This is a genomic window from Cupriavidus sp. 05N39 (genome assembly GCF_056397325.1).
On record NZ_JBFTNE010000075.1, the window covers coordinates 31,121 to 45,713 of the forward strand.

10 protein-coding genes and 1 pseudogene are annotated in these 14,593 nt (G+C 64.6%); 7 read left to right on the forward strand and 4 right to left on the reverse strand.

What is annotated here, in order from left to right:
- Nucleotides 1-310 precede the first annotated feature (310 nt).
- The 3 genes and pseudogenes from AC1DN0_RS29340 to AC1DN0_RS29350 all read left to right on the forward strand — a co-directional run.
- Nucleotides 311-1,516, forward strand: a complete 1,206-nt coding sequence (locus AC1DN0_RS29340; protein WP_441630327.1) for an acetyl-CoA C-acetyltransferase — start codon at nucleotides 311-313, stop codon at nucleotides 1,514-1,516.
- 51 nt (nucleotides 1,517-1,567) lie between these two features.
- Nucleotides 1,568-3,733, forward strand: coding sequence for a 3-hydroxyacyl-CoA dehydrogenase NAD-binding domain-containing protein (locus AC1DN0_RS29345; RefSeq protein ID WP_477146204.1), 2,166 nt, complete (start codon nucleotides 1,568-1,570; stop codon nucleotides 3,731-3,733).
- A pseudogene (locus AC1DN0_RS29350) lies at nucleotides 3,646-4,509 on the forward strand (acyl-CoA dehydrogenase family protein); the annotation flags it as partial. The gene AC1DN0_RS29345 and the pseudogene AC1DN0_RS29350, both read left to right, overlap by 88 nt.
- 71 nt (nucleotides 4,510-4,580) lie before the next feature.
- Here AC1DN0_RS29350 and AC1DN0_RS29355 read toward each other — a convergent pair.
- Nucleotides 4,581-5,738 (reverse strand): acyl-CoA dehydrogenase family protein, encoded by a 1,158-nt coding sequence (locus AC1DN0_RS29355; protein WP_441630332.1) that lies wholly within the window; start codon nucleotides 5,736-5,738, stop codon nucleotides 4,581-4,583.
- A 254-nt stretch (nucleotides 5,739-5,992) separates the two neighbouring features.
- Here AC1DN0_RS29355 and AC1DN0_RS29360 point away from each other — a divergent pair, with 254 nt between their 5' ends.
- Entirely contained in the window at nucleotides 5,993-8,689 is a 2,697-nt protein-coding gene (locus AC1DN0_RS29360) for a winged helix-turn-helix domain-containing protein (RefSeq protein ID WP_477146205.1), read from the forward strand.
- Nucleotides 8,690-8,729: 40 nt separating this feature from the next.
- Here the strand turns inward: AC1DN0_RS29360 and AC1DN0_RS29365 are convergent, their stop codons facing one another.
- The 3 genes from AC1DN0_RS29365 to AC1DN0_RS29375 all read right to left on the reverse strand — a co-directional run bounded on the left by AC1DN0_RS29365 (nucleotide 8,730) and on the right by AC1DN0_RS29375 (nucleotide 12,512).
- Complete coding sequence (locus AC1DN0_RS29365) at nucleotides 8,730-9,998, reverse strand: ABC transporter substrate-binding protein (RefSeq protein ID WP_441630336.1); 1,269 nt, start codon at nucleotides 9,996-9,998, stop codon at nucleotides 8,730-8,732.
- A 92-nt stretch (nucleotides 9,999-10,090) separates the two neighbouring features.
- Nucleotides 10,091-11,731 (reverse strand): long-chain-fatty-acid--CoA ligase, encoded by a 1,641-nt coding sequence (locus tag AC1DN0_RS29370; protein ID WP_441630338.1) that lies wholly within the window; start codon nucleotides 11,729-11,731, stop codon nucleotides 10,091-10,093.
- A 367-nt stretch (nucleotides 11,732-12,098) separates the two neighbouring features.
- Nucleotides 12,099-12,512 (reverse strand): substrate-binding domain-containing protein, encoded by a 414-nt coding sequence (locus AC1DN0_RS29375; protein WP_441630340.1) that lies wholly within the window; start codon nucleotides 12,510-12,512, stop codon nucleotides 12,099-12,101.
- On the opposite strand from AC1DN0_RS29375, the gene AC1DN0_RS29380 reads away from it, so the two are divergent.
- The 3 genes from AC1DN0_RS29380 to AC1DN0_RS29390 all read left to right on the forward strand — a co-directional run.
- The gene (locus AC1DN0_RS29380; RefSeq protein ID WP_441630342.1) at nucleotides 12,502-13,443 is read left to right on the forward strand and encodes a Bug family tripartite tricarboxylate transporter substrate binding protein; all 942 of its coding nucleotides are present in this window, start codon (nucleotides 12,502-12,504) and stop codon (nucleotides 13,441-13,443) included. The two genes, AC1DN0_RS29375 and AC1DN0_RS29380, sit on opposite strands and share 11 nt — an antisense overlap.
- A gap of 74 nt (nucleotides 13,444-13,517) precedes the next feature.
- A complete protein-coding gene (locus tag AC1DN0_RS29385; protein WP_441630344.1) occupies nucleotides 13,518-14,060 on the forward strand; it encodes a VOC family protein in 543 nt (180 codons plus the stop codon).
- A gap of 74 nt (nucleotides 14,061-14,134) precedes the next feature.
- Nucleotides 14,135-14,593, forward strand: a 459-nt coding sequence (locus AC1DN0_RS29390) for a porin (RefSeq protein ID WP_477146206.1), incomplete at its 3' end; no start/stop codon positions are given.

Here is a 14,593-nt window from a genome sequence, read left to right on the forward strand (position 1 = left end):
GCGAGGCATCGCACCGTGAGCACCTGTGCCTCCCGAAACAATTATGCTTATGGCCCTAACAATATCCGAATGCGGACTTACCCTAGTCACGCCCCAGTTCAGGCTGCTGAAGTACCTCGTGTGGAGGCTGGGAGATGTCCGCCGACGCTGTCTCGAAGGCCAAGCAGACCGACGCCCACCGAATATTCATCCCTTTGAACGAGGCGAGTCGCCCGGGCGGCACAACATAATCCTTTCGCAAAATATGTGGTACCGCGGAGGCCGCGCGCGCTTGCCGCCCGGTCCGAACCCATGCAGACCAGGAATCGAAATGAACGAAGCCTTTCTTTATGACGCCGTCCGAACGCCGCGCGGCAGGGGCCGCGACACCGGAGCCTTGCGCGACATCACGCCTGTCTCGCTCGCCGCGCAGACGCTGCGTGCGCTGCGCGAGCGCCATGAGCTGGATCCGACACTCATCGAGGAAGCAGGCCTGGGCATTGTCATGCCCCTGGGCGAACAAGGTTCCGACCTGACGCGCATCGCGTTGCTGGCAGCGGGCTACGGCGAGAGCGTGCCGGGCTACCAGCTCAACCGCTTCTGTGTATCCGGCCTCGATACCGTCAACCAGGCCGCGGCGGCGATCATGGCCGGCCAGATCGAAGCGGCCCTCGGCGGAGGCGTCGAATCGATGTCGCGCGTGCCCATCGGCTCGGATGGCGGTGCAATCTATACCGATCCGTCCATTACGCGGCAGTTTCCTTACATGCCGAATGGCGTGGCGGCCGACCTGATTGCCACTCTGGAGGACCTGACGCGTCACGACGTGGACGCGTATGCGTTGGAGAGCCAGAAGCGCGCGGCGCATGCAAGCCAGCAAGGTCATTTTGACCGATCGCTGATTCCGGTGCGCAACGTGACCGGCGACGTCGTCCTGGCGCGGGATGAAGCCGTCCGGCCCGAGACCAGCATGGAAGGCCTCAAGAAGCTGGCGCCTGCGTTTGCCGGCGCCGGAAAGCAGGGCTTCGACGCGATCGCCCTGCAGCGCTATCCGGAACTGGAGCAGATCGAGCATATCCACACAAGCGGCAACGCCAGCGCCATTGTCGATGGCGCCGCCGTGGTGCTGGTCGGCAGCAAGGCGTTCGGCGAACGCGCCGGTCTGAGGCCGCGCGCCCGCATCCGCCACTTTGCCTCGCTTGGCAGCGATCCCAACATGAACCTGGGGGGGCCGGTCCCTGTCACGAAGAAGCTGCTGGCGCGCAGCGGCTTGCGCATTGCCGACATCGATCTCTTCGAAGTCAATGAGGCGTTCTCCGTCGTACCGCTGGTATTCATGCGGGCCTTCGATATCGACCACGCGAAGGTCAACGTCAATGGCGGTGCGATTGCGCTGGGCCATCCGCTGGGTGCGACCGGTGCCATGCTGCTGGGCACGCTGCTCGACGAACTGGAGCGTCGCGACTTGCACCGTGGGCTGGTTACCTTGTGCGCTGCTGCCGGCCAGGCCACCGCGACGCTGATCGAGCGTGTTTAACCTGCGGACTATGTTCAAGCCATACCGCACCCCCAATCAGGAAACGTACTGATGAAGCCCATTTCCGTTTCCGTCGATCAAGACGGGATTGCACTGATCACAATCGACTGCGCCGATCGGCCCGTCAACGTCTATACGCCGGCCTTGACGGCTGGGATGAGCGAGGCAGTCGAGCACGTGCTGGCCAACGACGCGATCGTCGGCGCCATCATCACTTCCGGCAAGGACGGTTTCCTCGCCGGCGCAGACCTCAACGCGGTGCTTGGCCGTCTGGAGGCAGCGCTGACGCAGGGGCGAAGCGCGCTGCCCGGTTTCGTCGCCGAGAACCTTTTCATGCGCCGCTTGGAGACCGGCGGCAAGCCGTTCGCTGCCGCCATCAACGGCACGGCGCTCGGCGGCGGGCTGGAGCTTTGCCTGGCCTGCCACTACCGCGTGCTGTCGGATGCGCCCGATACGCGCGTCGGGCTGCCAGAAGTCGGGGTCGGCCTGTTGCCGGCCGGTGGCGGAACCCAGCGCCTGCCACGCCTGCTCGGGATTGAAGCCGCGTTGCCGCTGCTGCTGGATGGCACCCCCCTCGCCCCCGAGCGCGCGCTGGCGCTCGGCGTCGTGGATGAGATCGCACCGTGCGCGGAGCTGGTGATGCGCGCCAAGCGCTGGCTGCTGGCCAATCGCGGCGCGCGCCAGCCCTGGGACCGGGACGGCTACCGCCTGCCAGGGGGCGCCGGCGCGCTGGCCGAGCATGCGTTGCGCAGCTTCCATACCGGCATCGCGCAAGTCCGCAGCCGCACGCACGGCAACTATCCGGCGCCGCTGGCGATTCTTTCGGCCGTCTATGAGGGCACGCAGCTTCCCTTCGACCGCGGCATGGCGATCGAAGCTCAGTACTTCGCGCAGCTCGCCGCGGACCCTGTCGCACGCAACCTTGTCCGCACGCAGTTCGTCAACCGCAAGCGCTACGAGCGGCTTGCGCACCGTCCGCAGGGCATTCCCCGGGGGGCGGCGCAACGGCTCGGGATTCTCGGCGCAGGCATGATGGGGGCAGGCATCGCGTTCGCCGCTGCGCGGGCCGGCATCGAAGTGGTACTGCTCGATGCCACACGCGAGCAAGCGGCCGCTGGCCGGCTCCGCGCCATGGAGATGGCAACCCGCGCGGCGGTGTCAACGACGCAAAGCGAACCCGCGCAGCACGCGGGCAAGCTGATTCATGCGACGGCGCAGTACGCCGACCTCGACGGTTGCGACTTCGTGATCGAAGCCGTGTTCGAAGATCGCGCTGTCAAAGCCGATGTGATCGCCCGTGCGCTGGCCGTGCTGTCGCCCACGGCGATCTTTGCTTCGAATACGTCCACCTTGCCCATCACCAGCCTGGCCACGGGCACCGGCAGGCCGGAGCGCTTCATCGGCATGCATTTCTTCTCCCCGGTGGACCGCATGCCTTTGCTGGAGATCATCCTGGGCGAGCGGACATCGCGCGAAACCCTGGCGCACGCGATGGACCTGGCTGCCCGGCTGAGGAAGACGCCCATCGTGGTCAATGACAGTCCGGGCTTCTACACCAGCCGCATCTTCTGCGCATACGTCGACGAGGCAATGGCGATGCTTGCCGAGGGTGTCAAGCCGGCGCTGATCGAGAACGCCGCCCGCATGGCCGGCATGGCGGTGAGCCCGTTGGCCGTACTGGACGAAGTGTCGCTGGACCTGCAGCAGCGCGTGGTCAGGCAGGCCGAGGCGGACGGTGTGCCCGAGCCGCTGCGCCGCATCCACGCACAGCCGGTCATCGCCCGCATGAATGCCATTGACAGGCTGGGCCGCAAGCGCGGCGGCGGATTTTACGACTACCCGGAGGGCGGCAAGAAGCGCCTGTGGCCGGGACTGGCGCAAGAGTACCCGGCGGCGCGACAGCAACCCGGACTGGAAGCAGTGAAACGGCGTCTCCTGCATGTCCAGGCATTGGAATCGGTCCGTTGCATGGAAGAAGGCGTGATCTCGGCGCCGGAAGACGCGGACATTGGCGCCATCCTTGGACTCGGTTTCCCGGCATGGACTGGCGGGCCCCTGTCGCTGGTCGACACCCTTGGCGTACGCGCCTTCGTGCTTGCCTGCGATGCGCTTGCCGACGCTTACGGCTCTACATCGCACGCCTGGGCAATGATGAACAGAAGGCGCGGCTGCTGCCCGATGCGGCAAGCGGCAAGCGCATTCTTGCCATTGCCATGACCGAGCCCGGAACAGGCTCGGACCTGGCGGGCATCCAGGCGCGCGCGCGGAAAACCGACGGCGGCTGGCTGCTGCAGGGCACGAAGACGTATATCTCGAACGGGCTGAATGCCGATGCGGTCATCGTGGTGGCCCGCACCGATCCGGCCCAGCCACGCGCCTTCGGGCTCTTCCTGGTGGAACGCGGCATGCCCGGCTTCGAACGGGGGCGCAAGCTGGACAAGCTTGGCCTTGACGCGCAGGACACGGCAGAACTGTTCTTCGACAACGTATTCGTACCGGATGCCAACCTGCTGGGTGACCCCGCGAAGGGGCTCGGCTACCTGGCGGAAGGACTGGCGGAAGAACGGTTGCTCAGTGCCTGCCAGTCGGTCGCGCACGCGCAGGTGGCGCTGGACCTGACGCTGGACTACGTGAAGGCGCGACGTGCGTTCGGCCGTCCGCTGGGCGCTTTCCAGAACACACGGTTCGCACTGGCGCGCAAGCATGCGGAACTCGACGCGATGCAGTCCTGGATCGACACACTGGTCATTGAGCACAACGCCGGGCGGCTGGATGCGCCGACAGCCGCCTCGGCCAAGCTGTTGACTTCAGAACTGGAGAATCGCCTGATCGACGATTGCCTGCAGTTCCACGGCGGAGCCGGCTATATGGACGAATACCGGATCAGCCGTATGTACCGCGATGCGCGAGTGTCGCGGATCTATGCGGGAAGCTCGGAGATCATGCTGGAGATTGTCGGCCGCTCGCTGGGGTTGTCGGAGCGCATGGCCTAGCGCACGGGTCTTCCCCGTACAGGCCGACAGAAGAATACGGGCGTTTCCGGCCAACGGAAACGCCCGTATTCCTATCCCCGCGCGATGCGGTTCGCCATGCTCCAGCGATGGACTTCCGAAGGGCCGTCGTAGATGCGGAATGCGCGCATGTCCCGGAAAATGCGGGCGACGACGGTCTCGTCGGTTACGCCGCTGCCACCCAGCACCTGGACAGAGCGATCCACGATGCGCCACAGGGCTTCGGAACAGATCACCTTGGCCTGGCTTGACTCGTGCCGGCCTTTCTCGCCCTGGTCCAGGACCCAGGCGCAATGCCAGATGGTCAGCCGGGCAATGTGCAGTTCCATCTCGTTGTCGGCAAGCATGAAGCCCACGCCTTCGTGCTCGACCAGGCTACGGCCGAACGCGCGGCGCTGCCGGGCATAGTCAGCCGCCACGTCATGGGCGCGCCGTGCCGCTCCAAGCCAGCGCATGCAGTGGGTAAGGCGGGCGGGGGCGAGACGCAACTGCGCATAGCGAAAGCCTTCCCCCACCTTGCCGAGGACATCGGTGGCCGGCACGCGCAGCTTGTCGAACCGCACGACGGCATGCCCGCCGGTGAAGCAAGTGTCGAGGGCATCCATCTGGCGCTCGATTTCCACGCCCGGCTGGTCCATGTCGGCAAGGAACATCGTTGCCGTGCCGTCTTCCATGCGCGCCATGATGATGGCGAAGGTGGCGCCCGTGGCACCGGTAATGAACCACTTGCGGCCGGTGATGAGGTAGTCGTCGCCATCCTGGACCGCGACGGTCTGGAGCATGGACGGGTCCGCTCCGGCACCTGGCGACGGTTCCGTCATGCAAAAGCAGGAGCGTGTGTGTCCGTCGATCAGGGGTTGCAGCCAGCGCTTCTTCTGCGCCGGCGTCGCCACGATTTCCATCAGGTGGATATTGCCTTCGTCGGGGGCGTGGATGTTCAGCGCGACCGGACCAAGAGGCGAATACCCCGCTTCTTCGAACACAATCGCCTTGTCGGCATGGCTCAGGCCAAGGCCGCCTGCCTCCTTCGAGGCGTGCGGCGTCAACAGGCCGGCGGCGCGGGCTTTTGCAACCAGCTCCGCGCGGAGCGCTTCGGTGGGTCCGTGCGCGGTCTGCCTGGGATCGCGCTCCATCGGCATGATGTGTTCCGCGATGAACTCGCGGGTGCGTGCCTGCAAGGCCTGCTGCGCGGCATTCAAACTGAAGTCCATATTCGTCTCGCTCTGGTGCTGTGGTGACGCCTGCCGGTGTGCGGCCGGCAGGCGGGTACACGCTTGGGCCGGGCCAAGCCGGGGTGCCGCCAAGGTTAGCGCCTGCGCACGGGCGATACTTCATCCAAAGGGACGATTTTCCCGCATTGTGGCGTCGATACCGGCAGAGCACGCCATGACCGGCACAGGATAGCGCCATGAGCGGATAGAATCCACGCTTATCCCAACCAGTAGCGAAGTCCACCCGGATTGCCATGCGTACCCCGCCCGCCAAGTTCCTTGTTCCCCAGCGACTGCGCACGCACCTGGCCCGGGACCGCCTGGCGGCGCCCGTCATACAGGCCAGCGATGTGCGGCTCGTTTCGGTGCAGGCGCCGGCCGGCTTTGGCAAGACGAACACCATGCTCGATATCCATGCGGCGTGTGTGGCCGCCGGCATGCGTACGGCGTGGTGCCAGTTGGGAGCCGCGGATAACGACTTCTCCATCTTCCTGGCATCCCTAAACGTGGCAGTGGATGCCCTGTGCGAGGGGAACGAAGACGTGATCGCGGCCGGGCAAGACGGTTTGCCGACGGATACGCTGGTCGACCGGTTGACGCGCTTCCCGGTGCCATTCGCCATATTCCTCGATGACTTCGAGGCGCTGCACAACCCGGCCGCGCTGGAATTCCTGCGCCAGCTGATCGGACAGATGCCGGCACACGGCAAGTTCGTGGTCGGCTCGCGCGGCACACCGGAACTGGGGCTCGGCAGGCTGCGGGCCCACGGCCGGCTGCTCGAGATCACGACCGACGCATTGCGCTTCACCCTCGAAGAGACAGGCGCCTACCTGCGCGAGCGCATCGGGCAAAGCGTTTCCAAGGAAGACCTGCGCAAGCTGCACCTGCGCACGGAGGGCTGGGTCGTGGCGATCTGGCTGGCGGTGCTGGCCATGCAGCGCTGCGAGGATGTTTCGGCGTTCATCGGTACATTCTCCGGCTCCGATGCARCCGTGGCGGACTACCTGGCCGAAGACGTGCTCTCACGCCAGTCGCCCGAAGTGCAGGATTTCCTGTTGAAGACATCGCTGCTGGGTCCGTTCAGCGCCGAACTCTGCAATGCGGTGACCGGGCGCGGCGACGGCACCGCGATGCTGGAACGGCTCGCGCACGAGAATCTGTTCCTTACCAGCCTCGATGCGGCCGGCCAGTGGTACCGCTATCACAGCCTGTTCTCCGACTTTCTCAAGGCACGGTTGGCGCAACTGCACGGCGGCGTGGAGATCGCCAGGCTGCACCGCCTGGCGAGCGAATGGTTTGTCGGACAGGGCCGGCCTGTGCCCGCCATCGAGCACGCGCTCAAGGCGGAAGACTTCTGCACCGCACTGGACTTGCTGCAGCAGCACGCCGACCCGCTGCTTTGGCAGGGACGGGTCCGCCTGCTGGCGCGCTGGTTTGAATGCCTGCCGCCCGGCAGCCTGTCGAACCGTCCACGGCTCAGGCTGGTGCAGGCCTGGGCGCTGACGTTCCTGCATCGCGGCGACAAGGCATTGCGCATGCTCGAAGACATGCACGACGCAGGCGAGCGCGATGCCGAGATTGCCGCGCACATGCTTGCGCTGCATGCCTTTATCCTGGCGCTGGGCGACAAGCTCGACCAGGCCTACGCCGCATGGCAGGACTGCTTGCGCAAGCTCTCCCCAAGCCACGTGTTTCCCTATGGCGTGCAACTCAATTCATTGGCGTCCTGTCATATCTACCTGGGTCACTTCGAACAGGCGCGCCGGATGCTGGACAGCAGCCGGCAGGTCCACGCCGGCATCGGCGGCGGGGCGAACATGCGCGTGGCGCATTGCCTGGACGGATCGATCGACCTGGTCCAGGGCCGGTTGCGGCAGGCGCTGACACGCTACCGCGGCGCGCACGAACCCGACGCGAGCCGGGGCGAACAGCGCGTGGACGGGCAGGAGATCGCCGGGGCCTTCCTGGCCGAAGCCCTCTATGAATCGGGACGCAGCGATCAGGCGCAGCGTTTGCTGAGCGCCTACCTGCCGCTGATCCGCGAGGCGGCCTATATCGATCCGCTCATTGTCACCTTTGTGCTGTTATGCCGGGGTGCGCTAGCTGACGGCCGCGAGGAGGACGCGATGTTATGGCTCCACGACTGCGAGCAGATGGGCTACCGGACCGGGCTGTTGCGCATGGTCGCCAACGCGCGGCTGGAGCGTTCTCGCATCGCCGTGCAGCGCGGCGACCGCGATGGCGCGGAACTGGAACTGGCGGCGGCGCGGGCGCTGCGCGCCTGGTCGTTCGGCCCGGAGTTCGTGCCGCATGCCAACGACGTCGAGACCGTGGAACTGGCGCATTGCAGGCTGGAGATCGCGTTTGGCAACCCCGCCGGCGCCGCGCAAGCGCTGCGCGAGGCGCTGGCGCTGGCCCAGGCAGCACAGCGAGGGCGCCGGGCACTGAAGCTGCGCATCCTGCTGGCAACGGCATTGCAGGCCGCGGGCGACAGTGCGCTTGCGCTGCAGGAGCTGGCGCCGGCACTGGAATTCGGCGCCAGCGAAGGCTTCGTCAGTACGTTCATCGACGAGGGCGAGCCGGTGGCTCGCATGATAGGCGCGGTGGGCGCAGGCGGGACGCGCGGCGGCCCGCAGCTGTCGCCGGCGGCCCGCGCTCTGGTGGCGCAACTCGCCGGCATGTTTGCCGAGCGCAGCGGCGCCGCGCCGAAGGGCGCAGTGCCAGCCATGGCGAACGCCCATCCGGTGCAGGATGGCCAGGGCCTGACCAAGAAGGAACTGAAGGTGCTCCACCTGCTGGCCGACGGGATGGCGAACAAGGAAATGGCGGTCCGGCTTTTTGTCTCGGAAACGACCGTCAAGACGCACCTGCGCAGCATCAATGCCAAGCTCGGCGCTTCGTCGCGCACGCACGCCGTGGCTGTCGCGCGCAAGCTGGGGCTGATCGCCTGACGACGCCGGCGCTGTGCAACAACGCCGGCACGCTCGCGGATCAGGTCTTCTGCGGCTTGACGTACTTGCAGCTGGACTGCGATAGCGGGCGGAAGGCCTTGTCGGCCGGGATGGTCGCGCGCAGCGCGTAGTAGTCCCACGCGTACTTGGCGTCCTCCGGCTTCTTGACCTCGAACAGGTACATGTCGTGGACCATGCGGCCGTCTTCGCGGATGCGGCCGTTCTTGGCGAACACATCGTTGACCGGCATCGCCTTCATGGCTGCCACGGTTGCCTTCGCCTCGTCGGTCCCCGCGGCATTGACACCCTTCAGGTAGTGGAGCACTGCCGAGTAGGTACCGACCTGAACCATGGTTGGCATTTTCTTCTGCTTTTCGAAGAAGCGGCGCGACCACGCGCGCGTCTCCTCATTGCGATCCCAGTAGAAGCCGTCGGTCAGGTACATGCCCTTGGTCGATTTCAGGCCCAGCCCGTGGATGTCGGTGATATGGATCAGCGACGCGGCCATGATCTGCTTGGGTGTGACACCAAATTGCGCGGCCTGCTTGACAAGGTTCGCCGAGTCGCCGGCCGCATTGGCCATGCCGATGACCTCCGCCTTGGAGGCCTGGGCCTGCACGATCTGCGACGAGAAGTCGGCTGCGCCGAGCGGGTGCTTCGCGCTACCCACGACCTTGCCGCCGGCAGCCTTCAGCGCTTCCTCGAACCCGTTGCGCAGTGCCTTGCCGCCGGCGTAGTCGGCCTCGATGAAATACCAGGTCTTGTGACCGGCATCGGTAATGGCGCGCGCGGTGCCCTGGCCTTGGGAGTACTCGTCGTAAGCCCAGTGGAGCGTAGTGGGCATGCAGTCCTCATTGGTGATGCGCAGCGAGGCGGGCCCGGTGGGGATGACCACGCGATTCTTCTCGGCTGCGAGGTTCATCACAGCCAGTGTCACGGCTGAGGAAGGCAAGTCCACTATCATGTCGACACCCTCGCGGTCGAACCATGTGCGCGCGATATTGGCCCCGACATCCGGCTTGAGTTGCATGTCGCCGGAAAGCAGCTTGACGTTGAAGGCGGGCCTGGCCTGCGCCGTAAAGTCGTCGATCGCCATCTGTGCGGCCAGCACCGAGCCTCGCCCACTTGCATCCGCGTAGATGCCCGACAGATCGGTCAGCACGCCGATGCGGACTTCGCCATCCGACAGGCCAGCGGGCTGCGCGGCGGCGGATGCCAGGCCGGGCGCCGCGCCAGCCAGCATCAGCGCCAACAGGACAGACAGTGAAAGCTGGGGGCGGGATCCTGCCCGGGATTGCTGCGATTTCATGCGATAGTCTCCTTGGAATGGCGCTTTGGCCTGTCATTTGTGTTGACGGTTCTGCTGCCGCCTTTGGGTTTCGCTTCGCGTGGAGATTGCGCTCAGGCTGCCTGCATCCTGTCCGCCAGGTGTTTGCCATAGCGTTCGCGCAATTGCAACTTGAAGAGCTTGCCCGTTGCTGTCAGCGGCATCTCGTCAATGAATACGACCGCATCCGGAAGCGACCATTTGACGATCTTGCCTTCCAGTTCGGCCAGCACTTCCTGCTCGGACACACTGCTGCCAGGCTTGCGCTGCACGACCAGCAGCGGGCGTTCGCCCCATTTCGGATGCGCGGCCGCGATGCACGCTGCCAGGTGCACACCGGGGATGCTGGCAGCAATGTTCTCGATCTCCACAGAGGAAATCCACTCGCCGCCGGATTTGATGACATCCTTGCTTCGGTCCGTGAGGCGCATGAAGCCGTCTTCGTCGATCTCGGCGATGTCGCCGGTGGGCAGCCAGCCGTCCTGCAACGCAGAATCGGCAGCCCCGTAGTAGCGGGTAATGGCCCACGGTGCCCGCACCTGCAAGGAGCCGGCGATGCCGCTTCCCCAGGCGATTTCCCGGTTTTCAGGATCGACTACGCGCATGTCGGCGCCGGCCGCGGCACGGCCGGCGCTGCGGTAAATCGTCTTGCGCAATTCGGCGTCCGACAGCCCCGCCTGGTGGTGCAGCGGGCGGGCGCAGGTTGTCAGCGCGGCAGTTTCCGTCATGCCCCAGCCCTGGTAGAGCTCGACGCCCAGCTCGGCGAAGCCTTCGATCATGGCCGGCGGCGTGGCCGCACCGCCCAGCAGCAGCCGGCGCAATGTGCGGAAACGCAAGCCATGCTGCTGCATGTGGCGCAGCAGTGAGAACCACACCGTCGGCACGCCAATCGAGAACGTCACGCCCTCTTGCTCGATCAGGCGATACAGCGATTCACCGTCGAGCCGGCCACCCGGCAGTACGAGCTTTGCGCCGGTGAGTGTCGCCGAGAAAGGCGCTTCCCAGGCGTTGGCATGGAACATTGGCACCACTGGCATCACCACGTCCCGTGCCGACAGGTTGTGCGCATCGGGCAGCGCGCACGCATAAGCGTGCAGGACCGTGGCGCGGTGCCCGTATGCCACGCCCTTCGGCAGGCCGGTCGTACCGGACGTGTAGCAAAGGAACGCGGCACTGCGCTCATCCAGCTCGGGCCAGCCGCAGATCCCCTCGTGGTGCGCCAGCAAGGCCTCGAAGCTGGCCACGGCCATGCCGTTCAGCTCGAGCCCGTCGCCCGGCTCGCCCAGCATGATCCACTGCTCCACGCCAGGACACTGCGGCGCAATTGACGAGAGCAGCGGCAGGAAGTCGGGCGAGAACACCACGAAGCGATCTTGCGCATGGTTGACGATGTGCACTACCTGCTCGGCGAACAGCCGCGGGTTGATCGTGTGGCAAATCGCGCCCATGCCACTGATGCCGAAGTACAGCTCCAGATGGCGATGATCGTTCCACGCCAGCGTGGCGATGCGGTCGCCCGGCTGCGCGCCCTGGGCAAGCAGCATCTGCGCGACCTTGCGTGCGCGCAATTCGCATTCGCCGTAGCTCTGGCGATGTGTGCTGCCGTCGATCACCGATACGATTTCCGTCTTGCGGTGGTGGCGTGCCGCACCATGCAGCAACGTGGAAAGCAGCATGGGCATTTCCATCGAATAGGAAAGCGTCGCAGTGGTCATCCGGTAGTCTCCTTTTTGTCTTGTCGTTGGGCACAGGTATCGACGCCCTGCCAAGGGACACAGCCTGCGAGTCGATTATCTGTGGGGGAACCAGGGCGTCGCCTCGTTCGAACGGATGATTCTTCGGGCGCCTCCCTGCCCGGGTTTTCCCGCGGTTGCCAGATCATTCCTCTGAACGAGGCACGCGGCAGACTGGCTGGAGAGAACGCTATCCGGCAGATGACGATGCACCTGGGTACGCTGGAAAATGGCTGGGGGCTAATGTTCGAAGATCTGAACGGGAAGCGGGTGCTTGCCTCGGGTCTGATCTGCCTTTGGATAGAGAGCGTATCTCCGGGCCTGGCTCAAGACATTGTCTATTGACGCTTCACAACGGGTCCGCCGCCGGCGCCTTGCCCGTTTGCCTTGCAAAGGCAATGAGGCTATCGCGAAAGGCAATGGAAGCCAAAGACATGGCGCGTCCACGCTTGACATAGGCCCAGTACTGGGTCTTCGCAAAGACATGTCGAATCGGCAACTGCTTCAACACGCCAGCCCGAATGTCGGCCCCCACGTACTCGAGTGGCAAGATGGCCAGTGCCTCGTAGTCCAGCAGCATCTGGCGCAGGGCTTGAAACGAATTGCTCAACAGCGCGCGTTGCGGCTGCTCGAGGCCCAACGCCTGGAGCTCGACCTGGAACCGCCTGTTCCAGGTCGAGGCCCACGCCGGCAACAGCCACAGGTAGCGATTGAGTTCGCTCGCGTCGACCTTGCCCTTTTTGGCCAGTGGGATGGCGGGCACGCGCACATGGGCCCAGCAGAACTACCCTAACCGCGTCATCCGCCTCATCAACCCCTTCCCCGCGGGCGGCACCGCCGACGTCGTCGGGCGCAAGGTGGCCGAAATGCTGACGGTGCGCCTGGGCCAGCCGGTGATCGTGGAAAACAAGGCCGGTGCCAATGGCGCGATCGGCACGGCCGAAGTGGCGCGCGCGCCCGCCGATGGCTATACCCTGGGCGTCGCCATCGCGGACTCTGTGATCAGCGTTGCCTCCCTTGTAAAAAAGCCCGGCTACGACGTGCGCAAGGATCTGACGCCGCTGTTTCAGGTCATGGAAGGGCAGATGGTGCTATTTGCCAATCGGCAGTTGGGCGTCAAGAACTTGCGGGAGCTGTTCCAGGCCGCCAGGGCCAACCCGGGCAAGATCACCTTCGGCTCCTGGGGTACCGGCACCGCCGTGCACCAGATCATGGTGATACTGGAGCGCTCGGCGGACGTGTCTTTCCTTCACGTGCCCTACAAGGGCGCGGCGCCGGCGTTCCAGGACATCGTGAGCAACAACATCAACATCACCGCCGGCCCGCCGGCGCTCGTGGCCCAGTATGTCCAGAAAGGCTACGCACAGCCGCTCGCCGTCCAGGGAGCCGCTCGCAGCGCCCTGCTGCCCGATGTGCCGACCTACAAGGAGCAGGGTGTGGATGCGCCCCTCCTGCAGACCACGCCCTGGATTGGCCTGGTAGCGCCCAAGGGCCTGCCTGTCGAGGTGCAGAGGCGCCTGGTCAGTGCTCTCAACGACGTGTGCCATACACCGGACTACGAGAAGTTCCTCAACACCAGCATTGGCGGCGCTCACCCCACGCTCAAGGAGCCGGCACCGTTTGCGCGCGACATCGCAGTCGAATTCGCCATGACCAACGACCTGCTGCGCAGCATGGGCGTGGAGCCGCAGTAGCGGCTCGGCTGTACTCCGCTGTTACCGGTGGGTCTGCACAAGAAGTACAAGTCACTCAATGAGGAGAAGCAGCAATGGTGAGAAAGGTAAATACCAAGTTCGACATCCGGGGCGTGAACCATGTAGCCATGGTCTGCAAGGATATGACCAGGACGATCGAGTTTTATCGGGACAGGCTCGGGATGCCCTTGATCAAGACGATTGATCTCCCGGGTGGACGGGGCCAGCACTTCTTTTTCGATATGGGCAATGGCGACGCAATCGCCTTCTTCTGGTTTCCCGATGCCCCGCAAGCGCATCCAGGGATCGCTGCACCCGAATCGCTCCCGGGGAACGGGTCGATCACGACAGCGCATGGTTCGTTGAACCATCTCGCCTTCCACGTGCCGGCTGAGAAGTTCGATGCCTATGTTGCGCGCCTGGAGGAAGAAGGCATCGAGATTTCACGCGTTCTGAATCACGACGACTCTCCGCAAAAAATCACCGAAACCATGAACGATGATGTCTTCATGCGCTCAGTCTATTTTTTCGATCCTGATGACATTAGCCTTGAGTTTGCATGCTGGACACGTGAGCTCGATGTGATCTGCGAACCGGCATCGGTCGCTCGCAGCTGAGCACGCGAAGGATGGTTATCGCATAGTTCCAGCTTTAGCAATTAAAACAAAAAAATAAATCGGGAGACATTAAATTGAGGAAAATAGCTATTGCGGCTGCAGTGCTCTGCAGCCTGAGTTCTTCTCTGGCGCGTGCGCAATCGAGCGTCACCTTGTACGGGGTCTTCGATACCGGGATCGAGTACGTGAACCGGGCATCGACCGCAACGAGTGCCGGTAGTCTCGTCGGACTGCAAAAATATGGGGGGCTCTCCGCGTCACGCTGGGGCTTGAGAGGGGAAGAAGACCTTGGCGATGGCTTGAAGGCAACCTTCTGGCTCGAGAGCGGTTTCACGCCGGGGGACGGTAAGCTCGTCTCCGCTTCGCAGTTGTTCTATCGCCAAGCGGCAATCGGCCTGACGAAAAGCGGCTTCGGCAAGGTTTCATTGGGCAGGCAATACACCAGCTTGATGGAAACGATGGTGAACTTCCTGCCGTTCAAGACTAGCGTTGCCTATGAGCCGGCCAATACGATCGCGGGTGCAGCCTATCGC

What these genes read in the sequence shown, in the direction of transcription:
- AC1DN0_RS29345 (WP_477146204.1), top strand. Translation starts at nt 1,568, where the DNA reads ATGAAGCCCATTTCCGTTTCCGTCGATCAAGACGGGATTGCACTGATC.
- AC1DN0_RS29385 (WP_441630344.1), top strand. Translation starts at nt 13,518, where the DNA reads ATGGTGAGAAAGGTAAATACCAAGTTCGACATCCGGGGCGTGAACCAT.
- AC1DN0_RS29340 (WP_441630327.1), top strand. Translation starts at nt 311, where the DNA reads ATGAACGAAGCCTTTCTTTATGACGCCGTCCGAACGCCGCGCGGCAGG.
- AC1DN0_RS29365 (WP_441630336.1), bottom strand. Translation starts at nt 9,998, where the DNA reads ATGAAATCGCAGCAATCCCGGGCAGGATCCCGCCCCCAGCTTTCACTG.
- AC1DN0_RS29380 (WP_441630342.1), top strand. Translation starts at nt 12,502, where the DNA reads ATGGCGGGCACGCGCACATGGGCCCAGCAGAACTACCCTAACCGCGTC.
- AC1DN0_RS29355 (WP_441630332.1), bottom strand. Translation starts at nt 5,738, where the DNA reads ATGGACTTCAGTTTGAATGCCGCGCAGCAGGCCTTGCAGGCACGCACC.
- AC1DN0_RS29370 (WP_441630338.1), bottom strand. Translation starts at nt 11,731, where the DNA reads ATGACCACTGCGACGCTTTCCTATTCGATGGAAATGCCCATGCTGCTT.